This is a genomic window from Olivibacter sp. EAT-5, assembly GCF_044784325.1.
Lineage (GTDB): Bacteria > Bacteroidota > Bacteroidia > Sphingobacteriales > Sphingobacteriaceae > Olivibacter > Olivibacter oleidegradans.
The window spans coordinates 3,270,464-3,293,732 of the sequence record NZ_CP173028.1 but is presented as its reverse complement, the minus strand read 5'-3'; the positions used below and the strand labels follow the sequence as shown (position 1 = coordinate 3,293,732).

At 40.2% G+C, this 23,269-nt stretch carries 19 protein-coding genes; 13 read left to right on the top strand and 6 right to left on the bottom strand.

Features of this window, described 5'->3' with window-relative positions:
• The first annotated feature begins 34 nt into the window (after window positions 1–34).
• From ACH11B_RS13540 to ACH11B_RS13525, 4 genes are all read left to right on the top strand, one after another.
• A complete protein-coding gene (locus ACH11B_RS13540) occupies window positions 35–547 on the top strand; it encodes a hypothetical protein (protein ID WP_013665800.1) in 513 nt (170 codons plus the stop codon).
• A gap of 76 nt (window positions 548–623) precedes the next feature.
• On the top strand, window positions 624–2,456 hold the full coding sequence (locus ACH11B_RS13535; protein ID WP_130857034.1) for an ABC transporter ATP-binding protein: 1,833 nt from the start codon (window positions 624–626) through the stop codon (window positions 2,454–2,456).
• Between the two features lie 17 nt (window positions 2,457–2,473).
• A complete protein-coding gene (locus tag ACH11B_RS13530; protein ID WP_377612214.1) occupies window positions 2,474–3,862 on the top strand; it encodes an MBL fold metallo-hydrolase in 1,389 nt (462 codons plus the stop codon).
• Window positions 3,863–3,921: 59 nt separating this feature from the next.
• Window positions 3,922–4,071: a hypothetical protein gene (locus ACH11B_RS13525; RefSeq protein WP_165447021.1), complete on the top strand. Its 150-nt coding sequence runs from the start codon at window positions 3,922–3,924 to the stop codon at window positions 4,069–4,071.
• Window positions 4,072–4,086: 15 nt separating this feature from the next.
• Here the strand turns inward: ACH11B_RS13525 and dprA are convergent, their stop codons facing one another.
• The 3 genes from dprA to ACH11B_RS13510 form a co-directional block, all read right to left on the bottom strand.
• On the bottom strand, window positions 4,087–5,181 hold the full coding sequence (dprA, locus tag ACH11B_RS13520; protein ID WP_377612216.1) for a DNA-processing protein DprA: 1,095 nt from the start codon (window positions 5,179–5,181) through the stop codon (window positions 4,087–4,089).
• A gap of 80 nt (window positions 5,182–5,261) precedes the next feature.
• Window positions 5,262–5,897, bottom strand: a complete 636-nt coding sequence (gene rsmG, locus ACH11B_RS13515) for a 16S rRNA (guanine(527)-N(7))-methyltransferase RsmG (protein WP_377612218.1) — start codon at window positions 5,895–5,897, stop codon at window positions 5,262–5,264.
• Between the two features lie 19 nt (window positions 5,898–5,916).
• Window positions 5,917–7,041, bottom strand: a complete 1,125-nt coding sequence (locus ACH11B_RS13510) for a glycosyltransferase (protein WP_377612220.1) — start codon at window positions 7,039–7,041, stop codon at window positions 5,917–5,919.
• A 165-nt stretch (window positions 7,042–7,206) separates the two neighbouring features.
• Here ACH11B_RS13510 and tgt point away from each other — a divergent pair, with 165 nt between their 5' ends.
• Both tgt and ACH11B_RS13500 read left to right on the top strand, forming a co-directional pair.
• Window positions 7,207–8,337: a tRNA guanosine(34) transglycosylase Tgt gene (tgt, locus tag ACH11B_RS13505; protein WP_377612221.1), complete on the top strand. Its 1,131-nt coding sequence runs from the start codon at window positions 7,207–7,209 to the stop codon at window positions 8,335–8,337.
• Window positions 8,338–8,486: 149 nt separating this feature from the next.
• On the top strand, window positions 8,487–9,563 hold the full coding sequence (locus ACH11B_RS13500; protein WP_013665792.1) for an LptF/LptG family permease: 1,077 nt from the start codon (window positions 8,487–8,489) through the stop codon (window positions 9,561–9,563).
• Between the two features lie 53 nt (window positions 9,564–9,616).
• On the opposite strand, the gene ACH11B_RS13495 is transcribed toward ACH11B_RS13500, so the two are convergent.
• Window positions 9,617–10,834, bottom strand: a complete 1,218-nt coding sequence (locus ACH11B_RS13495) for an acyloxyacyl hydrolase (protein WP_377612223.1) — start codon at window positions 10,832–10,834, stop codon at window positions 9,617–9,619.
• A gap of 1,340 nt (window positions 10,835–12,174) precedes the next feature.
• Here ACH11B_RS13495 and ACH11B_RS13490 point away from each other — a divergent pair.
• The gene (locus ACH11B_RS13490) at window positions 12,175–15,030 is read left to right on the top strand and encodes a hypothetical protein (protein WP_377612225.1); all 2,856 of its coding nucleotides are present in this window, start codon (window positions 12,175–12,177) and stop codon (window positions 15,028–15,030) included.
• 94 nt (window positions 15,031–15,124) lie between these two features.
• Entirely contained in the window at window positions 15,125–15,430 is a 306-nt protein-coding gene (locus ACH11B_RS13485; protein WP_013665789.1) for a hypothetical protein, read from the top strand.
• A 3-nt stretch (window positions 15,431–15,433) separates the two neighbouring features.
• On the opposite strand, the gene ACH11B_RS13480 is transcribed toward ACH11B_RS13485, so the two are convergent.
• Window positions 15,434–16,120 (bottom strand): MCP four helix bundle domain-containing protein, encoded by a 687-nt coding sequence (locus tag ACH11B_RS13480; RefSeq protein WP_377612227.1) that lies wholly within the window; start codon window positions 16,118–16,120, stop codon window positions 15,434–15,436.
• Between the two features lie 97 nt (window positions 16,121–16,217).
• A complete protein-coding gene (locus ACH11B_RS13475; RefSeq protein WP_013665787.1) occupies window positions 16,218–17,177 on the bottom strand; it encodes an SGNH/GDSL hydrolase family protein in 960 nt (319 codons plus the stop codon).
• Window positions 17,178–17,420: 243 nt separating this feature from the next.
• On the opposite strand from ACH11B_RS13475, the gene ACH11B_RS13470 reads away from it, so the two are divergent.
• The 5 genes from ACH11B_RS13470 (at window position 17,421) to ACH11B_RS13450 (ending at window position 23,262) form a co-directional block, all read left to right on the top strand.
• Window positions 17,421–17,858 carry an Rrf2 family transcriptional regulator gene (locus tag ACH11B_RS13470; protein ID WP_013665785.1) on the top strand — a complete coding sequence of 146 codons (438 nt, stop codon included), beginning with the start codon at window positions 17,421–17,423 and terminating at the stop codon, window positions 17,856–17,858.
• Window positions 17,859–17,912: 54 nt separating this feature from the next.
• Complete coding sequence (gene hmpA / locus ACH11B_RS13465; RefSeq protein ID WP_377612230.1) at window positions 17,913–19,118, top strand: NO-inducible flavohemoprotein; 1,206 nt, start codon at window positions 17,913–17,915, stop codon at window positions 19,116–19,118.
• Window positions 19,119–19,270: 152 nt separating this feature from the next.
• Entirely contained in the window at window positions 19,271–19,807 is a 537-nt protein-coding gene (locus ACH11B_RS13460; protein WP_377612232.1) for a hypothetical protein, read from the top strand.
• Between the two features lie 105 nt (window positions 19,808–19,912).
• Window positions 19,913–21,400, top strand: coding sequence for an alkaline phosphatase PhoX (locus ACH11B_RS13455; RefSeq protein WP_377612234.1), 1,488 nt, complete (start codon window positions 19,913–19,915; stop codon window positions 21,398–21,400).
• A gap of 71 nt (window positions 21,401–21,471) precedes the next feature.
• Window positions 21,472–23,262: a cytochrome-c peroxidase gene (locus tag ACH11B_RS13450; RefSeq protein WP_377612236.1), complete on the top strand. Its 1,791-nt coding sequence runs from the start codon at window positions 21,472–21,474 to the stop codon at window positions 23,260–23,262.
• Window positions 23,263–23,269 lie beyond the last annotated feature (7 nt).

The following is a 23,269-nucleotide window of genomic DNA, read 5'->3' as shown; positions in this document are numbered from 1 at the left end:
GTTTATTCCGACTTCCTGATATACTTTAACGAAAATGAAATACAAATTAATCACAATTTTAGTATTTACGCTCAGCATGAACGATTGCTTTGCGTCCTTTCAAGAAGATAGCACAGCCTATGAAAGACAAAGGGCAAAGGTAAATCGATTATTGGATCAACGAAGCCAACGCTTTGGTGAATTTGATGCTAGCCTACGGGCCCGATCAGGCATTTTTGGATTGAAAACCAAGAAAGATATGCAAGCATCCATTGATATACTCAAAGAAATTGTAAAGACGGATAACAATATATTTAAAGAAACCAAAGCATTACTGGATTTCAAAGATATTGAAAAGCAAACAGTAGAAAATAAAGCATTGGAATCCGGCTCTCGCATTACCGGCTATATCAATACCATCAGTAAACTCCGGAAAAGCCAAGAACAGCTCCTGGAAGAAGTAAATGTTTTAAAAAGACAGAACAGTGTCTATCTCAATGTGCTCATCATTGCTTTTTTAGCACTGGCAACGGTATCATTTTTATTAGTTAAGCGAAAAAAAAATTGACTTTACAGTGATAGGCATGCCCTTTTATGTCACTACCTTTGCATGTTAAGTTATTTTAAAACCGATAATTCGATTAATGGCACGTGCTCGATTAAATAGTGGAAACGGAATTACCGATGAACTACCTAAAACAAAAATCAACAAAACATCACTCCGCAACGTAAAGAAACTTTTAAGATACCTTAGACCTTATCGTTTGAAGTTTATTCTGGGTTTGTTTTTTCTATTTTTGTCCAGCATCTCCTTGTTGGCATTCCCGGCGCTCATGGGCGGTATGGTAGATGCGGCTCAGGGAAAACAGGGTTTAGCCTTTATTCCTGCAAGTATTAAAGTGATCGGTCTTATTGCATTCGCCATTTTGTTCTTTCAATCTTTTGTGTCTTTCTTTCGTATCCGGCTCTTTGTAGAAGTTGCCGAAAAGACCTTGGCCGATATCAGGCGTGATACTTATTTTAATCTGATTACGCTTCCGATGGATTTTTTTGCCAATAGAAGAGTAGGCGAATTGAATAGTCGATTATCAGCTGATCTGTCACAGATACAGGATACCATGACCACCACCTTTGCAGAGATGATCCGACAAAGCATTCTCTTGGTTGGCGGCGTAAGCTTTTTATTTATTGTATCGGTCAAGCTCACCTTGCTCAACCTATCCATTTTACCTGTTATCGTCATCATCGCAGTTTTTTTCGGTAAATTTATCCGTAATTTATCACGGAAGGCACAAGACAAGCTGGCCGAATCGAACACCATCGTTCAAGAAACACTCCAGGGTATCAGCAATGTAAAAGCTTTTGTCAATGAGGCTTATGAAGCGAATCGTTATCAGAATTCGCTGAAAGCCGTTGTGCAATTAGCCCTACGAGGAGCAAGTTATCGCGGTTTATTTGCCTCCTTTATTCTTTTTTGTATTTTCGGTGCAGTCGTAAGTGTTATCTGGTATGGCTCTTCGCTCATCGCTACCGGCGAACTCTCGGTTGGAAACCTTACTACCTATATTATCTCTTCTTTATTTGTAGCAGGTTCTATGGGCAGCTTTCCTGAATTGTACGCCAATGTACAAAAAGCCGTAGGCAGCACAGAGCGCGTTATCGAATTGTTAGAAGAAAAGAGGGAAAACGTTTCTATAATTCCAGAGGAAAACGAGATAAAACAACGTATAAAAGGTGATCTCGCGTTTCACCATGTACAGTTCGCCTACCCCTCAAGAAGCGAAATTACGGTTCTAAAAGATATATCTTTCAGCGCCCATGCCGGTGAAAAAATAGCCATAGTGGGCCCAAGCGGTACCGGTAAATCTACGTTGGCATCACTTATCCTTGGATTTTACCAACCACAGGAAGGCGATATTTTGTTTGATGGAAAAAAAGCAGAAAGTTATCGGTTAACCGATATAAGAAATCAAGTAGCCATTGTACCACAAGATGTTTTGCTTTTTGGAGGATCTATACGTGAAAATATTGCCTATGGTAAGTTAGAGGCTGACGCAGAAGAAGTAATCGCCGCCGCCAAACGTGCTAATGCACACGATTTTATTATGGGTTTCCCGGAAGGTTATGATACCTTGGTGGGAGAAAGGGGTGTGAAGCTATCCGGTGGGCAGCGCCAGCGTATAGCCATTGCGCGGGCACTGTTGAAAGATCCCGCCATTCTTATATTGGATGAAGCCACTTCATCGCTCGATTCCGAATCAGAACGCTTAGTTCAGAACGCCTTAGAAGAACTGATGAAAAACCGTACCTCGATCATTATTGCTCACCGTCTTTCCACCATACGGGAAGCGAACAAGATTATTGTTATCGAAAAGGGCCGGGTAATTGAATGCGGTACGCACAGCGAACTTATTCAACGTGAAACAGGATTATATCGTTATCTTAGCCATCTTCAACAAGAAAAAGTGAACGGATAGTCTGAACTGCTAAAAATATGAATTTAACGTTTTGGGGTGCGGCTCAACAAGTAACGGGAAGCATGCACCTCTTAGAAATAGAAGGTTATAAAATACTGATTGATTGCGGTTTGAATTACGAACCTTCTGTCAGTTTGGAAGATAACGAGCACTTTCCTTTCCATCCGTCCGAAATTGATGTCCTTATATTAACACATGCGCACATTGATCATTCGGGAAATATTCCTACACTTATCCGTTCGGGATTTCAAGGACAGATTCTAAGCACCTCTCCTACCGCAGCACTAAGCGAATTACTTATGCTGGATTCCGTAAATATCTTTCTTAAACAAGAAAAGAGAAAAGTAAAACGAGGAAAGAAAACCTTTACAAGGTATAATAAGCCGTTGTATTTACAAAAGCATGTAATGGATGCTGTCGAACGTTTTGTGACGATTCCTTTTCATAAACCGTTTCGAATAACAGGCAACATTACATTAACCCTGATTCCTGTGGGGCACCTATTAGGCGCGGCGGCGGCAATTCTAGAGATTGAGGAAAACGGGCAGACAAAGAAAATAGCTTTTTCAGGAGACTTGGGTCGAAAAAACTATCCCATATTGCCGGATCCCCAGCCTCTTCCGCCAGTTGATTATTTAGTGTGCGAGTCTACCTATGGCGGACGCTACCATACCGATCAGGATTTCACAGAAGTTTTAATCAATACAATAAAAGAGACCTGTATTAAAACACCCGGTAAATTGATTATACCCGCATTCAGTGTAGGTCGGACGCAAGCATTGGTATATAGTCTTAATCGCATTTTTTCAGAAGGACTTTTACCTCCCGTACAGATCTTTGTGGATAGTCCGCTTGCCAATTATGCGACAGAAGTTTATCGAAAATACTACCACCTTTTAAATGAAGAGGCACAGCGTTTTTATGCAAGAGAAGGCGACCAATTCTCTTTTGAAAATCTAAAATATGTTGAAAACCTGGATGAAAGCAAGGATATCTCGAATTATTACGATCCTTGTATTATCGTTTCATCTGCGGGTATGCTGGAAGGAGGAAGAATACAGGATCACCTATACGAAAATATTCAAAATTTTTATTGTACTATCCTTTTTATAGGATACTGCGCCAAAGGGACCTTAGGACATCGCTTGCTTCGAGGTGATTCCATTGTAAAGATAAGAAGTCGGGAACTTTCCGTTTTTGCATCGATCAAACAAACAGATTGTTTAAGCGGACATGCGGATCATCATGATCTGGTGAATACGATTTCAGCACACGATAATCAGAGTTTGAAGAAGATTTTTTTGGTACACGGCGATTTGAGCAGTATGCAAGCACTGGAGGCGGATCTCGTTGGAAAAGGCTATCAGGTTGAGATACCGTCAAAAGGAGATTCCTTTGCACTTTAAGCATATCCAAGTAAAGTGTTGATCTGGAAACAATGTACCAGTCAACTTGTTTATTCAGTATGGGACTCAGAAAAAGAATATTTAAAGTACTGGTTGGTGTCAATAAATTGATCTTACCGAGTTTGGTTCATAAAGATCCCGGTCAATTGAATAAGATTCAAAAGGCCATTTTAGGTTGGCGTTATTGGACGCTGATTAATTCATTGTAAAACGTTCTTATCAGACTAGGGAGTTCTATACATCTTTCCCGGCAAAGCGATTAAGACCCCTTTCATTTCCAGTTCTAATAGAAGAATCGCCAGCTTACTCTGGGTAAGATTTGTTTTATAGGCTAGCGCATCAATCCCTATAGCCCCACTTTCTTTCACAATATCGAATACGTGTTTTTCTTCCGGGTTCAGGATTATTTCAAGACTTAGCTGCTTCTCTTCTTTTTTTTCGCTAGTGAGGTCCCAATTCATTAAATAAGCTAAATCTTTCGCCGAACTGATGAGATGGGCACGATGGGTTTTGATGAGATGGTTACAACCCGAGGAAGATTGCCGTTTGATATCTCCTGGAAATGCACATACGTCACGATTATAGGCATTCGCAATCTCCGCAGTAATCAATGCCCCTCCCTTAATGGTTGCCTCGACAACCACCGTGACGTCTGCCAATCCCGCGATAATTCGATTGCGCGAGGGAAAGTTTTGTCTATCCGGATTGGTGCCTGAAGGATATTCTGTTAATAATCCTCCATTTTTTAACATGTCAGTAGCTAAGGCCCGATTAATTGCAGGGTAGATACGATCCAAGCCATGCCCAAGTACCCCAACAGTGGCAATCTGGTTTTTTAGACAAGCTTCATGAGCGAAGCTATCAATGCCGTGCGCTAGGCCACTTACGACAAGTACCTCTTCTTGTCTAAAGGATGCCACAAATTCTTCACAGATGCTTTTGCCATACTCGCTTGCATTACGGGTACCTACCATGCTTATTACTTTTTTGGTTTGAAGATTGGCATTCCCCTTAAAATATAGTAAGACCGGTGCATCAATGCATTGCTTTAGTTTGACCGGGTATTCCGGTTCTGACCAAAACAAAACCTTGATTTTATGTTTATCAATGAAAGCAACTTCCTTCTCTACTGCGTTCATCACCTCTTTATGAAGAATATTCCCGGCGACTCGCTCTCCGATCCCGGGAATAAGCATCAGCTGTTTTTTAGATGATCGGAACACTTCCTCTGCACTTCCACAATGATCGATTAATTGCTTAGCTAGGGTATTTCCAACCCCTTTAATTTGGGTCAGTGCCAACTGATAAACGAGTTTCATGAATTGATAGGTTTTTAGTAAAAGCCTAAAATAGAAAAAAAGGCTTGAACATCAAACATTTCACGTGAAACTCTTAAAAATCAACCTTCTATATAAACCACATATTTCGTTTCAAAAAATTCCTCATCAAAAAAGTCAGCGATTGGGAACAATTCAGTATGTAATTTTGACTCGGCAATTTCTTCTGTTAAATCTCCTCCTTTTAGATACAGAATTCCATTGGGAAAGGCATGTAATGAGTCCTTCTTAAATTTATTCCGCACCCACGGATAAAATTCGCCTAAGCGGGTAACTGCCCTCGAAATGACAAAGTCGAACTTACCCGGAGTTTGCTCAGCGCGTGAATGACTCGTTTGTATATTCGTAAGTCCCAAAGCATTCGCCACTTCTTTCACCACCTTAATTTTTTTCCCAATCGAATCCACTAGAAGAAACTGTGTTTGCGGAAACAGTATAGCCAAAGGTATACCCGGAAAGCCTCCTCCCGTGCCTACATCTAGAACGGTTGCTCCAGCCTTGAAAGAAACCAATTTCGCAATAGCTAGGGAATGTAGCACATGTCGTTCATACAAACTATCGATGTCTTTTCTGGAAATTACATTAATCTGCGCATTCCAAAAGGCATATAAATCCTGTAAACGATCAATTTGCTCTTTTTGAATAGCTGTTAGTTCTTTGAAGTATTTATAGATGATTGCGGGAGATGTATTTTCCATATTCGTCTTTTTTAGAGCCTTATTTCCACTGAACATTTTTCCTGAATAGAGCAAAAACGCCCATGACAGAGATGTATATAAAATGTAAAAGATCCATTAGCGGATACCACCATATGAGGTCTTTTACCTGCAAACGTTTCATGATTGGGATATTAACGAGCAATTGGCATAGTAAGCGGAAACAATAGACGCTTACGGCAAGAGGCCAAAAGCGAGGCTGTAAAACCAATATAAGGATTATAAGCAAATAAAACGCTACCGCGTTGAAAGCTTGGAAAGTAAGCATCAATTTATGTTTGCCCTTATAAGCTTTTCCAGCACCGAAATGTCTGTTTTTCTGACGCTGGTAGTCTTTGTAAGTGCTCTTAGGTGTGCTCCAAACATGCGCCTCCTGTGCTACGCAGATGGCCACGTTACTTTTCGTAGCATTTTGATTCACAAAGAGGTCATCATCTCCTGAAGGAATATGCATATGAGAAGCGAAGCCTTTCTTTTTAAAAAACAGGGATTTTGTATAGGCAAGGTTTCTTCCAACTCCCATATAAGCATTCTTTCTTAACGCGTTCGACAAATAATTCAAAGCCGTTTGGTAAGTTTCAAATCGGACGTACTTATTTAAAAAACCGGAAGCACGTGTATAGGGTGAATATCCCAACACAATCTCTACACTGGGCCTAAACTGCCGGGCCATACATTTTAGCCATTGATCAGTTTGCGGGAAACAATCGGCATCCGTCAAGACCAAGTGTTCATACTGAGCACCCTTGACGCCTAAGGTGACGGCAAATTTCTTTCCTTGTCGATTTCGACCTTGGTCGCGGATCTCCACGGTACGTAGGTATGGGTAACGGGCCTGAAATTCTTTTAAAACCCAGTTAGAATCATCACTTGATCCATCATTTACAACAATTACTTCGAATTGCGGATAATCTTGCTCCAATACTTCCGAAAGATATAGACGCAGATTACTTTCCTCATTCCGCGCGCAAATGATAACGGACAAAGGGGGATATATTGTATCTCTCTTTAAATCATCCACGGGATAACGCCCTAAAAGTCCCTGAACAAAGAATGTGTGGTACAGTTGAATAATCAAGGAAGCGCTCAACAACGCCGGTAAAACAAGGTGTAAATATTGTTCCAAAGTATCTGATTATAGTAGTATGTGGCTGCAAACTTAGATAAAATTGGCAGCATACGCAATCAAATGAACTCAAGCAAAAAATGACCTGCGCGAAGAGATTGCATAATCATTGCATTTTGTCTAAGTTTGCAAACTAAATATTTTTTGCTAAGGGCAATTCCTTAAATGAAATTTACACTACAATCCACTGATAAAAATTCGAAGGCTCGCGCCGGCGAATTAGTCACCGCACATGGTACGATTCAAACACCTATCTTCATGCCCGTTGGCACGGCCGGTTCAGTAAAAGGTGTCCATCAACACGAACTGAAACAAGATATACAAGCGCAAATAATTTTGGGCAACACCTATCATTTGTATTTGAGGCCAGGTCTTGATGTCATACAGGCTGCCCGTGGATTACATAAATTTAATGGTTGGGACAAGCCCATATTAACCGACAGTGGAGGTTATCAGGTATATTCCCTTACCGAGGTGCGGAAAATCAAAGAAGAAGGCGTCACGTTTCGTTCTCATATTGACGGATCGAAACACCTCTTTACACCTGAAAATGTAATGGATACGCAACGCATTATCGGCGCTGACATCATCATGGCTTTCGACGAATGCACTCCTTACCCTTGTGACTATCGCTATGCAAAAAGATCGCTTGATATGACACATCGCTGGTTAAAAAGATGCTGCGATCGATTTGATAACACTGATCCCTTATATGGTTACGAGCAAACACTTTTTCCAATTGTGCAAGGATCGGTATATAGAGATCTTCGGGAAAAATCGGCGGAAACGATCGCTTCATTCGGTCGTGACGGAAATGCTATTGGAGGATTATCCGTAGGTGAACCAGCCGAGGAAATGTATGCGATGACAGAGGTGGTAAACGCAATCTTACCTCTTGACAAACCACGCTATCTAATGGGAGTGGGTACACCTATTAACATTTTAGAAAATATCGCTTTGGGTATTGACATGTTTGATTGTGTTATGCCTACACGCAACGCCCGAAATGGCATGTTATTTACAAGAAATGGCATTATCAATATCAAAAACAAGAAATGGGAGGCGGATTTCTCGCCAATAGATCCGGATAGCGATTTGCATACCGACCTGTTCTATAGTAAGGCCTATTTACGCCATTTAATTCACTCGAAGGAACTTTTAGGCGCTCAGATAGCTACTTTACATAACCTGCATTTCTACCTTTGGTTAGTACAGGAGGCCCGTACTAAAATTCTGGAAGGAACGTTTTACGAATGGAAAAACAAAATGGTTAAACAGTTGGGAGAACGGTTATAGTAGTTGTTAGTTATTGGTTGTTGGTTATTGGTTATTGGTTGTTGGTTGTTGGTTGTCCGTTATTGGCTTGGTTACGAGTAGCGCAAACCCCATCTAGCTAATTAGCCAATGAGCTTTTTAATTTTTAATTTTGATTTTTCAATTTTCAAGTGAACATCATCGATAAATACATAATAAAAAAATACCTTGGCACTTTTGTGTTTACGATGGCTATTTTCACTGTTGTGGCTGTTATCTTTGATATCTCGGAACGCATGGATGACTTTCTCAAAAACCATGCGCCGCTTTCTAAGATTGTTTTCGAATACTATGCCGGCTTCATTCCATTTTATCTCAATTTCCTCAGTCCGTTGATCAATTTTATTGCTGTTATTTTCTTTACCGCTAAAATGGCTGATCAAACCGAAATCGTGCCAATTTTAAATGGTGGTATGAGTTTCCGGCGTTTTTTGAGACCTTATTTTATAGCAGCCTCGATAATCTGCCTAGTCACACTGATTTTTAACATCTATATTATTCCGCGAACCAACAAACTGAAAATAGGTTTTGAGAATATTTATGTAAAACCTATCGACAATAACAGTAAGAGTTCCACCCATATGCAGATAGACAAAAACAGCTTTGTTTATATCGACAATTTTGACAACGACCGCAAAGTAGGTTACAATTTTATTTTGGAAACCTTTAAGGGGCAAGAATTACAGGAAAAATTGATTGCCGACCGGATTACCTGGGACTCCGTCAAAAACAATTGGAAGATTGAGAACTATACAATTCGTATAGTAAATGGCTTAAACGAAAAAATGATAAAGGGTACATCCAAGGACACCACCTTGGATATGTCACCGAGAGATTTTGAAATTCGCGACAACGTATTTATGGCCATGACCACCCAGGAGTTAAATGAAAATATTGAGAAAGAGAAAATACGAGGTACCGGTAGAATGACCGACCTCAAGCTGGAGAAGTACAAGCGTTTTATTTATCCGTTCTCTGCTTACATTCTTACTTTGATGGGAGTCTCCTTATCATCCAAAAAGGTACGTGGTGGAATCGGTTTAAGTCTCGGCGTCGGAATAGCGCTTAGTTTTACCTATATTCTGTTTATTCAGTTTGCCAATATGTTCTCACTAAAGGGAGGCCTCCCTCCTCTTTTGGCGGCTTTTATCCCCAGTCTGATCTTTCTCGGTGTGGGCCTTTATCTTCTTTATAAAGCACCTAAATAGGTTCTATTTTCATTGATGGCGATTTTGATCTAAAACAGACGTCAATTTATGGCTTATTTCCTTTTACGAAGATCCAAGGTATAACCGGTGGTCCACTCGATAAAATCTGCCTTACCTGCGTGTGCCTTAATAGATACACCAGCAAAGAAGTCTTTATAAACATAATATCGGCCACCTATCCGCAGATACATCGGCTTTGTTTCCCGGTTAAATTCATTTCGATGCAAATAGTAACCTACGTTCCCATTCAAATACAACTTGGATGTCAACAAATGGTCGATATAGAATGCCGGCCCTCCCGAAAACAAGGCATTAAAAGAGCTTTCTTTATCGCCTGCCACTTCCGGATCGTTGGCAGAGGCAGAATAAAAAATATTAGCGCCGAGTCCTAGACGCCATTTATATCCTAAATAGCGACTCCAAAAGACACCGATAGTCGATTTAAAGTATTTTCGCTCATTATCCTCATCCAATTGTTTAAAACCAAATGCATAGCTAAACTGAAGTTCGTCTTCTTTCGGGTTCGGGGCAATATATTGCTTGCGAAAATCGAAGGTTTTCGCATTGGGCACATAAGTCACAGCAGCTGTGAAAGGAAGCAGATTAATACCTGTGTTAGGTAGTTTTAATGCCCCATTGGAAAAATGATGGAAGGCCAAACCGGCTCCGATCTGAAAATGCCGACTCAATGTATAGTTAACCTGACCGCCGAAATCAATAAAAACATTGTTCTTTGTACCAATAATTAAATTGAAGGGATTCTCGTCCTCGCTATAGGGATTAAATCTACCGGAAAGACCAAGGGAAATGCGATAATTGAAGTTCCACCGACGGTTTACGCGCGGTTTAATGGGGATGGAAACAAAGCCATAAACAGCATAGGGATCTCCAACATGATCAAGTCCAAAAGTACTGGAATACAACCCTACACCATATACGGGGTAATTGTAAAGCTGGTGGTAAACATCGCCTCCGTGCTTGGTTTGCCAACCGATTTTCAAATTAAAAGCATTATAATAGGCATCCCTTAAGGATTCCTTCGCTCGTTCATTACCCGTTAATACGCCTCCATTTTCGTGTTCCAGTTGAATCACGAAATGCTTCTTTTCACTAATATTTATTGATGAAGAATCTGATAGAGACAAATACCGGGGGTGAAATTGGGCCCATGATTTGTGGGTAGCTACCGTAAAAAGTAATAGAAAAGAGAAAACGATTTTCGACAATTTCAACATATTTAATTGCAAAATGGGGGAGCGCAAAGGTAACATTTTTATGCCTTTTTGAAAGTATAAAAAAGGAAAAGACCTTAGCCGAAAAATACAGACTCGATTTTAAGCCCTTTTCAGACCTTTTAAGAAAACAAAACCCAAAGCGGCCACCAAGAAGGTTAAAATCTTATTCGGCCCTTAAAAGCGTTAAAAAGCAGTCTCTTTATTGCAAAGCGCGCTAACTATTGAAAGTCAAGTATGCATTTTAAGGCAACAAGGCGACGGATATAAGATCAGCATCGACAGATTTTTACTCCATGTGCCATCTGTGCCGGACAAGGCTTAGTGTATTTTATTGGCTTGCTAAAATTTTCGCAATGCCATCCTAAAACGACCACTAAACCTAGCCCGCGTACGTCTTTATTATTGCTCGAAAATAAAAATGGAGAAATTAGATAATACCGCTTAGCGCTCATAGACAAATGGATCCAAAGAGAAAATTGATTTGGGTTCCTATTACGGGAGGCAGAGCTATTTAAAATGGCTAACCGAATTAAAAAATCATATAGACCAAGCAATTTGAATAGGCAACAAAAGCTCCGCTAAAAAGAGATGACTTTGTATTTACTAGTTAAGGTTATAGCTGGCTTATTATCTTGCTGAGGATTCTTGAAGCTGCCAGTATATTCAAGCAATGTGAATACGAATAAAACACTCAAAAAAATAAGACATAAATTACACTAAGTATTAGAAAAAGAAAGAAAAAACGATTACAATTCACACTCGGGTCAATAGCTATATTTTAAAAAAACGATCCTCCTGCACCTACATTACAAACTTCTGTAACTTTAAAACAAGCTGAAAAGAGCGAGAAAAAAAGGAACCGATCTTCTCGAAAAAAAAACAGCACTCGATATGAACTTCTTAACAGGCAATTAACCCTATTGATCACTCCACAAAAAGAAGGCCCACCCACACCATAAGATCTTTTTTTGTTTCGATATAGGAGCGTTTTTTCCAGCTTACCATGCCTCTAAACAAATAGTACTTTTCAAAGATTATGAAAGAAACTACACGTAACAAATGGACGCCTACAACTCGATGATGTAAAAACCCGGAATGGTCGAGATCAAACATTTGAAGAGAAGCCACGCAAAAAAAAACTATAGATAGTGTAGCGTTGTAAAAAAAATTAAATACATTTACGAAATACACACAAAGAGGCTACTGTTCGCTAAAATTCGTAAAAAAACACAAGACATAAAGCACTTATTCAAACATCTTAATAAATAATAAAAAATTAAAAATCAATTAGTTTTAAACTTTATATTAACAAAAAATAAATATATCAAACAATTAACCAACCAATAAAAAACTAATATTTTTAGCAATCTGTTGTAATGACTCAAAAAAATAAATATAAAACACTTATTATCAATATATTATCATTAACAATATCACTTTTTTATTCATCATTGGCATTTTCACAGATTTTCGACGACTACCAAAACCCTCCAAGTGTAAAGTGGAGAGAAATACAAACACCCGAATTCCAAGTTATTTTTCCTGCTGAATTTGAGAATCAGGCCCAGCGTCTAACCTATGTCTTAGAATCAGTCCTAACCAAAGTCAGCAAATCAATTGGTAAAAAACCAAGAAAAATTTCGATTATTTTGCAAAATCGAGACGTGGTTTCCAATGGTTTTGTACAGCTCGGGCCGCGCCGTTCTGAATTCAGCACTACCCCACCGCAGCAAATGGATTACCAGGATTGGCTCAATAGTTTGGCCGTGCATGAGCTTCGTCATGTGGTGCAATTCGATAAGATTTCCGGGTATTTAAAAGCGCCACTTTTTGAACAACTAGCCCTAGCTATTTTCGGCATCACACTCCCACCTTGGTTCTATGAGGGCGACGCTGTAGGAATCGAGACAACCCTCAGCACCGCCGGTCGAGGTCGCTTGCCTTCATGGGAACTTCCATTTAGAACAAATACACTAAGTGGTAAAAAATATAGCTATCAAAAAGACTTCTTAGGATCGCTAAAACATATCACTCCGGGTTATTATCAACTTGGGTATTTTATGACGACGAAGATGCGAAGAGACTATGGTGAAAATTTTCTAGAAGACCTGATGACACGGATTGCCAAGAACCCAATTAGACCTTACAATTTCAGTAGCAGCTTAAAGACATTAACGGGTTACAACACGGAATCCTGGCATAAGAAAACGGTGGAAGAGCTTGATAGCTTATGGCGGGATCAGTTGAAAAAAACCAACCCATTAACCTACACATCTTTTCCGGAAAGTCGGTCTGAAATAATTGATTTTTTGTTTCCAAAAGCACTTCCAAATGGTAACACACTAGCCTTACAAAGAAGCAACCATAGTGTACCAAAGATCGTTTCGATCACAGCAGATAACCGGATAGAAGAGGTCATAAAAACCGGAATACAAACCGAGCCGCATTTTTCTTATGGTGGCAACAAGATTACCTGGGACGAGCTTCGCTATGATAAGCGGTATTTGAAAAGAAATTTTCATGTCATTAATGTATATGACCTAGCCAGTAAAAAATACAAACAACTGACCTTTAAAACACGCCTGTTCTCCCCTGCTTTGAGCGCCGATGGGATGCATATTGCCACAATAGAAATCAATCTCGAAAACAGGGCATCGCTACTTATCTTAAACAGCACGACCGGCGCAGAAGAAAGGCGGATTGCTCTGCCTGCAAACCTCAATGTCCAAACTCCTTCTTTTGACAGCAGCGGAAAAAAGGTCATTACTACCGCCGTTCAACAACAGGGTGCCACGTTGCTTGAAGTTAACCTCCAAACGGGCGAAAGCCGACTATTGATGGGGTGGCAGAAGCAACAGTTAGAAAGACCGATCTATATTCCGCAAGGCATCTTATTCAAAGCTCATTACAATGGTATCGACAACCTTTATCTGTTACCTTATTCAGGAGACCCCCCCCAACAAATCACCAATATCAAATTTGGCGCAACCAACCCTTACTTTGATGAATCTTCAGGAAGCATTTATTTCAATAATTATCAGGTAAATGGCTATATGATTAGCAAGCTAAATTTGGGGCAAGCCTTAAGTCGGTCCATTACCCCTAGCGGAGATTCCTTTATAAGCTATTTTAAGCCGCTTATACAGCAAGAAAATATAACAGACACATCTACCTTCACTCCAACGAAAACTTTTGCCTCAAGGCCTTATAAAGATATTCAGCACCTTTTTAATTTTCACAGCATTTCTCCCGTGGGCGATGACATCTCCAGTATAGACAATTTTGATCTAGGCTTGCAACTGATGTCTGACAACTTACTGAACACGCTTTCCACTCGAATTGGATTTAATTATGACCAGAATACCAGTCGTACCGACTACTACGTCAGTGCTTCCTTGAAACGCTGGTTTCCCAAATTCACCGTTGAGTATCGCAATCAAGCGCAGTTAAGCAGTGTTAGGCTTCAGAACAACCCCAATGAGCGCGTCCCTCTCCGATGGAGAGAACACCATACCGAGCTTAAAACCACCATCCCTTTAACTTTTAACCGACTGAACACGCTTTATAACACCGGTGTATCCATTGGGACCAGTTATACTTGGCGTTATGACATCAGTTTAAAGAACATTTCTTTACCGAATTTTTCCCAGGTACGATTTCCGCTTCTTCTGCAGTACTATTTCAACAGAAACAGCAGAAGGAGTTTGCTGGATCTTGCGCCAAAATGGGGACAGAACCTGAATTTCATCTATAGAAGTATGGTTTTTGATCGACGTTTATCGGGAAACCTTTTTTCCATGAAATCTACTTTTTACTTTCCCGGTTTAGTAAACAACCATTCGCTTCAGGCACGTTTTAATTTTCAGGAAAGGAACGGTGATTACCGTTTATCTAACGATATTCCGATGGTTAGCGGATATGATCAACTTCTCACTACCGACGTACATAATACTTTATTTTTGGACTATCGATTTCCTATTGCTTATCCTGATTGGGACATTAGTCCACTTGCTTTTATTAAGCGACTTAAAGCAGGAGTATTTGCCGATTTCGAAAATTTTGGGCGACAAAATCAATTCTCTCCCCGCACCTTAGGTATAGAATTACGTGCCGACCTAAATATTCTCCGGTTCTATTTACCAAATTTCGATGCCGGTGTACGCGCTATTTATGTTAATGATGCAAGCCCAAAAAATATTGTATTCACGTACGGGGTAAGCTATACCTATTGAAAAACAAACAAATAGAACACTTACATGTTCCATAAGTTGGCATATTAGTTGATCTTATTATGAAAAGAGTTATTTTAGTTCAAAAAATAAGCTTATGAGCGCAAAAACTATCTTCATTATTATTTTAACGGTTTTGGTTACCATTATTTTAATGAAAAACACAGATGAAGTAATCTTTTGGATTTTCGGTGACCGTTACATCCCTAAACTTGCTATCTTGGGTAGTATGTTTGCTTTTGGCGTTATTGTTGGCTTCCTTTTAGGACGACCAAGGAGAAAAACTGAAAAATTGAATCCCCCATCACAAAACTTTCAAACAAGCACGAATACAAAATCAGAAGAGTTAACTGACCCTTACCGTTCCAATCTTTCAGAAGATGATCGGAAGTATCTTGATTAAAAGCTAGTTTAAATTAAACGGTTGTTTTTTCTTTATCACACTTTTGGATGCTAACACAAGTACCACCACCATTATTCCGATTACGATAGATAAGATAATCTGCAATGTGGAAAAGAAACGGGTACCTGATATGACAAACTGTGCATCCGCCATTAATTCGCGACCTACCTGAGTTTGGAGCCTTTCTAGCGAGGAAAGCCCTGCAATGGTTCTATCAAGCGCATCCTCGCCGCCTTCCCGGTATTTTGTTACACGTTGTTGCAAACCGATCTCAGAAACTCCCAATAAATGATTTTCTAAGGACATATAGTGTGCAAGCTGCTTTTTGAATCCCTCTAGATACATTTTTTCCTTATCAACCAAGTAGGTTTTTTCGTATTTATTTAGCAGTGAGTCGATAAATTGATTATGGTACTTCATCCGTCCCGCTAACTGCTCTATACTGACAGCGGAAGGTGTTGTATCATTAAGGAATTGAAGCATCAGGAATTTCTTGGCATAAAGATGTTCCGTCATATAAAAAATATCGGATGCAGGCACCAATCGGTCATCATACATCGACAAAAGCGCATTGCTAATACTTTTCACATTCTTGTCCTCTAATACCCTGATTAACACCGAACATGCCATAATACAGAACAACAAAAAAGCAACTTTAAGCTTTTGCCGAATAAAGTAAGTCCACCTCATACTGTCTACAATTGATAGGCCGTGGTAAAAAACAAACATAAGGAAAAATACTTCCTATAACAAAAAACTCGTGGAGTCCGGATAGTAATCAGCTAAACTAATTACGTTTCAATTGAAATATTTCTCTTTCCAGCTGCTCATATTGAATCGCCGCTTCCTCCATCGGCAAGCCAATGGGCATCCCGGGCCGTTCGTGCCCTGTATAGGTAAGCCATGCGTCTTTCATAAACGACTGCCGTTTACCTATCAATGTATATAAATTAACAATATAAGGCTGACTTTCCAGAAAATCGTTTAATGTTTTAACTAATCCTCCTTGTAAATGAAAATATTGTAACAGGGCTTTTGCTATTAGCCAGTGTCCTTCTTTGCCCGGATGCACGCCGTCTTCAGCAAGTTTGAAGTCAGCATCTTTCTGACGCTTTTTTTCCAAATAAGCACGCATTGGAAAATGTACATCAATTACCTCCCATCCTCTCGCTTTCCGCTGAGCTAACAACCATTCTGCATATTTATCCAAAACAAGATTATAGCCTCCTAAACCCTTATCTTTATCATCATGTATGGGCGGTGTCATAAAAATGATACGTTTAACCCCCGCCGCTTCTAACGAATCACGTAATCTAATCATACCTCGTTTATACGCTTCAAAGCGATTCATGTCAAAAGGCAAGTATATCCCATCGTTCATTCCATAACAGGCAAAAGCAATATCGATCGGTTTGCTCTTCTGAAGCACGCTGGTTACTCGGCTAAAAAGGCAGGGCCTCGGAAATTTTCCATCAGCATGATCAGGCTCGCTAAGACCAGAAACCGTTTCACTTGGTAAAGCCAGATTGATAACTTCGGGATTATTAGCTGGGTAGCTAACGCTTAATGATGTTTCAAATATTGAAACATAATCTCCACCATAAGTTATACTATTGCCGAGAAACAATATTCGCTTAGCATGTTCTAATGGATAGGGAGCATCTTGGGCACGTATTACACCCATCCCCGCCATCCAAACGTATATAGTGACGAAAAGTGTAGACAATATACATCCTGATTTTTGCATAACTGGCCTATTTGATGAAACTCAAAGGTAATCACCATTCGGCATTTATTAGTCAGTCATCTTTGCTTTTTATGCTGATCTTTATTCATCAACCTATACGCCTACAGGTAATGCAGAAAACAACAATCTTACAAAACGGGTTGGAACTTATATTAAAAGTTAGCGGAATAATAAAAGATATTTTTGTCTTTTATTTTACATGCATTATATTTGTCACAGGATAACTGTAAGAACACGAAAGCTATGGGAATTTTTTCTAAAACGGCAGAATATGCAATGCGTGCTGTGTTCTACATTGCACAACGATCACACGAAGGGCAGCGTACAGGTATCAAGGAGATAGCTGATGCTGTAAATTCCCCGGAAGCTTTTTTAGCGAAAATACTGCAAAAATTAAGCAAAGTAGGGCTAATTCAATCGGTTAAAGGCCCTAATGGGGGCTTTTATATTGATACCTCAGGCTTTAGTCGCCCTTTAGCAGACATTGTAATAGCGGTGGAAGGTGACACGATTTTTAAAGGTTGTGGAATGGGTCTATCTTATTGTTCGGAAGAATATCCTTGTCCCTTACATGGCGAATTTAAAAAAGTTCGAAATCAGATCACGCTGATGTTACGCAACACGACCATTGGTCAGTTCAATGCAGAACTTATCAAAGGGCAGCTTACATTAAATAAATAGTTTTTTTACCCAAATAAAAGACTTTAAAGTCTTTTATTAACAACTGAAATAAAAATGAATGAACAACAGAAAGCACTTGTAAAAGGTACCGTACCGGTACTTAAAGAGAATGGAGTACTACTAGCTACTCACTTTTACGAAAGGATGTTTAAGCACAATCCCGAGTTGAAACACGTATTCAATATGGGGAATCAGCAAAATAAAAAACAACAAACGGCTCTTGCGATGGCTGTGCTCGCCTATGCCGAGCATATCGATAATCCCGGTATACTGATGCCAGTCGTTGATAGCATTGGACAGAAACACACCAGTCTCGACATAAGGCCGGAACAATATGCCATTGTGGGTGGACACCTCATTGCATCTATTTCAGAAGTGCTGGGAGATGCAGCTTCAGAAGATTTATTGAAAGCTTGGGAGCAGGCATATCATGAACTTGCACAGCTCATGTCCGGACACGAACAGAAACTATATAAAGAAAAATCAACAAAAAGCGGTGGCTGGGTTGGCTGGCGTCCCTTCCGAGTGGAGAAAAAAATAAAGGAATCTGCAGAAATCACCTCCTTTTATCTTTACCCAACTGACAACGGACCAGTGGCAGATTTTCTTCCAGGCCAATACGTCAGTTTACGTTTATTCCTTCCTGAACTTGGGTTATTGCAGCCCAGACAATATAGTATATCCTGCAAACCAAACGGTATCTATTATCGAATATCTGTTAAAAAAGAAATTGGAGCGAAACAACCGGATGGCATGATCAGTAATCGTCTGCATCAACATATTGAAGAAGGTGCTATTATTGATCTTTCAGCACCCTCGGGGAATTTTATTTTGAAGCAAGGAGAAACGTCTCCACAAGTGTTTATTAGTGGCGGAATTGGTCAAACACCCCTCCTATCCATGCTAGAACATTTAGTCGACCGGAAGTCTCCAGTACCAATCACGTGGATTCATGGATGTCGTAACGAGCAAGTACACGCTTTTAAACAACATCTACATCATATCTCATCACAACACGGTAAGCTACAACAGCATATCTTTTACGACGTTGTTAGCGACTCGAAAACAGGAGATATCCTGCCAGGATGGGTTTCCCTTAATAAGATTCCGGAGGAGTTCTTGTATCGGCAGGCCCAATATTATATCTGCGGTCCTGGCCCATTCATAAAAACACACTATAATTACCTTTTGTCTATCGGAATCTCAAAAGATTCGATACACTTCGAGGAATTTGGACCTGCTTCAATTTCAGCAGCCTAATGCTAAAATTAGCGATGCACTTCTTAACAAACAGTAGTGCATCGTTACCTGACTGCATTGTCATTAGACCATCATTCCCGCTAACCCATAACTTTGTTTACGTATTAGTTCAGGAACTTGTAGTTAATTTAAAAAACTTACCTTTGTGGTATATGATGAAGAAATTTAGTATTTGTTATTCCCTATTAGTGACCGGCTTACTGCTCACCTTCACTCAGTGCCAACAAAATGCAACTAAGCAGGGCGAAGAACCTGAAAGCCTTCGGGCCAAACAAGCGGAATCGATGATGGATGGAGACACTACGCTGGTTGCCGTATTGGAAATCGATAGCGTTGTCCGTTTATCGGATAGCCTTCCCATCGTGTTCAAAGTATACAACCCCACAAAGGATACCTTGCGTTTTACGCAATACCATACACCGTTTGAAGGCTTTATAAGCAATTTTCTCACCATTACCAATACACAAGGAACAGAAGTGCCTTATCTCGGTGCTATGGCGAAAAGAGTGATGCCCCCTCCCGCCGAGAGCTATTGTACGGTGGCGCCTTCCACATCGGACAGTATACGCTTTTCGATCATGAAAGGATATGGCATTACTCAACCAGGCACCTATACGATTCAATATAATGCAGGTAATGTAAGTGGTATGGCTAACGGGGAACCGGTAATTGTACGCGTAGTTGAATAAACGTTTTTCAAAAGAATCCGTTTTTTATCAACCAAGAATTAACATAGTCTTAAATCTTAGCTCATATTGACCAACTATTTTTATAGCAAATCAATATTGAAGACTATGCTAAACATAAACGCTAAATATGCTTTACGATTAGGTATAACATCCTTTGTACTTTCAACCGTATTGATAGGGGGATGTAGTAAAGACGACGACAAAAACGACAATGAAACAAATCCGGAATTGGAAATTGTTGATCAGTCGGTTAATCCTTCCTTAATAAAAACCCTTGCGGGTTTCGACAATCTAAAAATCACTACGCTCATTAGCAGCGATGACGTGTTACCGGAATCACCGGACTTTATCTTTGGTGCGCAACCTGATGGTGCAGGCATGCTTAAAAATCCGGATGGAAGTGGCTACATTCTTATCAATAATCATGAGATACTGCAATCGGTTTCAAGAGTATACTTAAACAACGAATTAAAACCGGTCAAAGGCGAATACATTGTAGACTCGGATGGGGGCATGACCCGTTTATGTTCGGCAACCTTGGCAACACCGGAAGAGCACGGCTTTTCAAAACCGTTATTCCTCACTGCGGGGGAAAGCGGCGCTGAATCTTTAATCCATGTGATTGACCCATTAGGGCCGATTGATAAAAAAAACACGCAACGTACAAATCTTGCCTTTGGTCGTTGGAGCGCTGAGAATGCTGTACCATTACCTAAAGATGCCTATTCAGGAAAAACCGTGATCCTCATTGGCGAAGATGAAGGGGATGGACAGGTGGCCATGTACGTATCGAATAATCAGGGCAACCTGGAAGATGGCAAACTATATGTACTAAAGAGAAGTGACAATAACACTGTTGAAACGGATATCGAGAAAGGGAACAGCTATGATGTAGAGTTTGTTGAACTCGATAACGTAAAATCCAGCACCGGTGCGCAGTTACAACAACAAACCGTGGAAAAAAACGCCATTATGTTTGCCCGCGTAGAGGATATCGACTATAAAAAAGGTGGAGGAGCCAATGGCAGGGAGGTTTACTTTACCGCTACCGGCGTAAGTCAGTCTGATAAATTGACACCTGTAACAGGGAAAACCATGTGGGGCCGCGTTTATAAACTGGTTTTAGACGCAGACAACCCGCTGAAAGGAAAATTGGAAATAGCCGTTGACGGCATCGATAACCCAGGTGAGAGCATTGTAAATCCAGATAACCTGTGCGTAACGGAGAATTTCGTATACATTCAGGAGGACGGCGACTCTTTCTATAAAGAAAACAAACATGATGGAACGATTTGGCAATACGCCATAGCAACAAAAGAGTTGAAACCGATGCTTCAAATGAACCACCGAAGAAATGAAGCAGCTTTTAACGCAAAATACAATCCGGATAACGTTCAAACGTTGAGCACTTGGGAGTATGGGGCTATGTATGATATATCTGATCTAATCGGTAAACCCAATACCTTTGTCGTCAATATTCACCCGCACACGTGGAAAGATGACAAATACTTAAATGCAGATGGGGGCGATGCCCGATTGACAGATAACAAAGAAGGCGGACAAGTGGTCATTGTACAAGGAATTGCTAAATAACCAATTCATCACATCTACCTATTTTCCCCTTGTAGCAAGGCTACAAGGGTATTTTAGTTTTTATATCGCTTATGGCGCATCGGCATTTTATTCTATCGACTTTGCTTGTCGCACTCATTTTTTTGGCAACGCTTTGTTCGCCCAATGCAACAGATACAGCTGCAAATAGTAAGGATTATGCATCAATAGAGATACAAAAGCTTACCGTTCTTGTAAATGATTCATTGATGCCCTTAGCTCAACAAGGCAAGGACATAACAGCTGTTAAAAGATCTTTTTTGGCATGTAGAAGGCAATTCAAGAAAATTGAATATTACTTGGAGTATTTTTTTCCCACGACGGTGAAAGCCTTGAATGGTCCTCCCATAGCGGAGATTGAACTTGGTGAAAATTTAATAGAGCCTCCAGGAGGATTTCAGGTCATTGAAGATTATCTCTATAATGAATTAGATACCGCCGCTCGTGCCGAAATGATTAATGAAATCAAAAAATTAAGTGTAGCGCTGAAACGGATACAGCAATATCAGTTAGATTATACCATTACTAGTGCGCAAGTATTTGATGCGATGCGCTTGGAGATTTTCCGGATCACCGCATTAGGCATTACCGGATTTGACGCTCCCTTATCTTTAGAGTCTCTCCCCGAAGCCGCAGCCTCTCTGGAAGGTTTACGAAACACCCTCTCCCTTTATACAAAACATGATGACGTGTTAACAGCTATCGACCGGTCAATCTCCTATTTAGAAGACCATAATAGTTTTAATGGCTTTGATCGTCTGACCTTTATTACGGACTACTTGAACCCACTCAATGCGTCTCTACAAAAATTACGCAAACAATTAAGCTTGCCTACCGTACCGAGTCTTTCTGCGCTGAATGACGATGCCAACAGTCTTTTCGGAAGCTCAGCTTTAAACGTAAACAAGTTTGTCAGCAATAAAAACGACTATTTTTCAAACGAAAAGGCGACACTTGGTAAAGCTCTCTTTAACGATGTCCGTCTATCAAACGGAAACCGGAAAAGTTGCGCCAGTTGCCATCATGCTGATAAGGCCTTTACAGATGGACTGGTAAAAGCAAGGGGAATTGACACTAAAAAGAGCTTACTTCGCAATACACCCACCCTTACCTATGCCGGTTTTCAACGAGCATTTTTTTACGATCATAAAGCAGGCACACTGGAGGACCAAGCGTTAGATGTAGTACACAATGAAATGGAAATGAAAGGTGAATTGACCATGACCGCTGAGGAACTGCAGAAAGACAGCACGTTTGTAGCATTTTTTGACCGAGCTTACGGTACTAGTTCCGGAAAGATCAATCCATGGAAGATTCAACATGCACTTGCTGCGTATATTCGCTCTTTGGCGCCTTTCACCTCAAAGTTTGATCGATATATGGAAGGCGACCTTAAACAATTAAATGAATCAGAAAAAATAGGCGCCAACTTGTTTATGGGAAAAGCCAAATGTGCTACTTGCCATTTTATACCACTTTTCAACGGAAGCCCGGCACCTCTATTCGATAAGACAGAGGCAGAAGTGTTGGGTGTCCCGGAAAAACCGGATACACTGCATGCAACCTTAGATAAGGATATGGGTCGGTATTTGTTAAATCCATACGAACAGTACGCTTACGCTTTCAAGACACCGACACTGAGAAATATTGCGAAAACGGCTCCGTATATGCATAACGGGGTTTATAAAACGTTAGAAGAAGTAGTGGACTTTTATAACCGCGGAGGCGGTGCCGGGATTGGTATTCATTTAGACAACCAAACACTTTCGGATCAAAAATTGAATTTATCCGAGCAGGAAATTCGGGATATCGTCGCTTTTATGCAAGCCTTAAGCGATGAGTAGCCAGCAA

What these genes read in the sequence shown, in the direction of transcription:
- ACH11B_RS13540 (WP_013665800.1), top strand. Translation starts at nt 35, where the DNA reads ATGAAATACAAATTAATCACAATTTTAGTATTTACGCTCAGCATGAAC.
- ACH11B_RS13535 (WP_130857034.1), top strand. Translation starts at nt 624, where the DNA reads ATGGCACGTGCTCGATTAAATAGTGGAAACGGAATTACCGATGAACTA.
- ACH11B_RS13530 (WP_377612214.1), top strand. Translation starts at nt 2,474, where the DNA reads ATGAATTTAACGTTTTGGGGTGCGGCTCAACAAGTAACGGGAAGCATG.
- ACH11B_RS13525 (WP_165447021.1), top strand. Translation starts at nt 3,922, where the DNA reads ATGGGACTCAGAAAAAGAATATTTAAAGTACTGGTTGGTGTCAATAAA.
- dprA (WP_377612216.1), bottom strand. Translation starts at nt 5,181, where the DNA reads ATGAAACTCGTTTATCAGTTGGCACTGACCCAAATTAAAGGGGTTGGA.
- rsmG (WP_377612218.1), bottom strand. Translation starts at nt 5,897, where the DNA reads ATGGAAAATACATCTCCCGCAATCATCTATAAATACTTCAAAGAACTA.
- tgt (WP_377612221.1), top strand. Translation starts at nt 7,207, where the DNA reads ATGAAATTTACACTACAATCCACTGATAAAAATTCGAAGGCTCGCGCC.
- ACH11B_RS13495 (WP_377612223.1), bottom strand. Translation starts at nt 10,834, where the DNA reads ATGTTACCTTTGCGCTCCCCCATTTTGCAATTAAATATGTTGAAATTG.
- ACH11B_RS13490 (WP_377612225.1), top strand. Translation starts at nt 12,175, where the DNA reads ATGACTCAAAAAAATAAATATAAAACACTTATTATCAATATATTATCA.
- ACH11B_RS13485 (WP_013665789.1), top strand. Translation starts at nt 15,125, where the DNA reads ATGAGCGCAAAAACTATCTTCATTATTATTTTAACGGTTTTGGTTACC.
- ACH11B_RS13480 (WP_377612227.1), bottom strand. Translation starts at nt 16,120, where the DNA reads ATGAGGTGGACTTACTTTATTCGGCAAAAGCTTAAAGTTGCTTTTTTG.
- ACH11B_RS13475 (WP_013665787.1), bottom strand. Translation starts at nt 17,177, where the DNA reads ATGCAAAAATCAGGATGTATATTGTCTACACTTTTCGTCACTATATAC.
- ACH11B_RS13470 (WP_013665785.1), top strand. Translation starts at nt 17,421, where the DNA reads ATGGGAATTTTTTCTAAAACGGCAGAATATGCAATGCGTGCTGTGTTC.
- hmpA (WP_377612230.1), top strand. Translation starts at nt 17,913, where the DNA reads ATGAATGAACAACAGAAAGCACTTGTAAAAGGTACCGTACCGGTACTT.
- ACH11B_RS13460 (WP_377612232.1), top strand. Translation starts at nt 19,271, where the DNA reads ATGATGAAGAAATTTAGTATTTGTTATTCCCTATTAGTGACCGGCTTA.
- ACH11B_RS13455 (WP_377612234.1), top strand. Translation starts at nt 19,913, where the DNA reads ATGCTAAACATAAACGCTAAATATGCTTTACGATTAGGTATAACATCC.
- ACH11B_RS13450 (WP_377612236.1), top strand. Translation starts at nt 21,472, where the DNA reads ATGGCGCATCGGCATTTTATTCTATCGACTTTGCTTGTCGCACTCATT.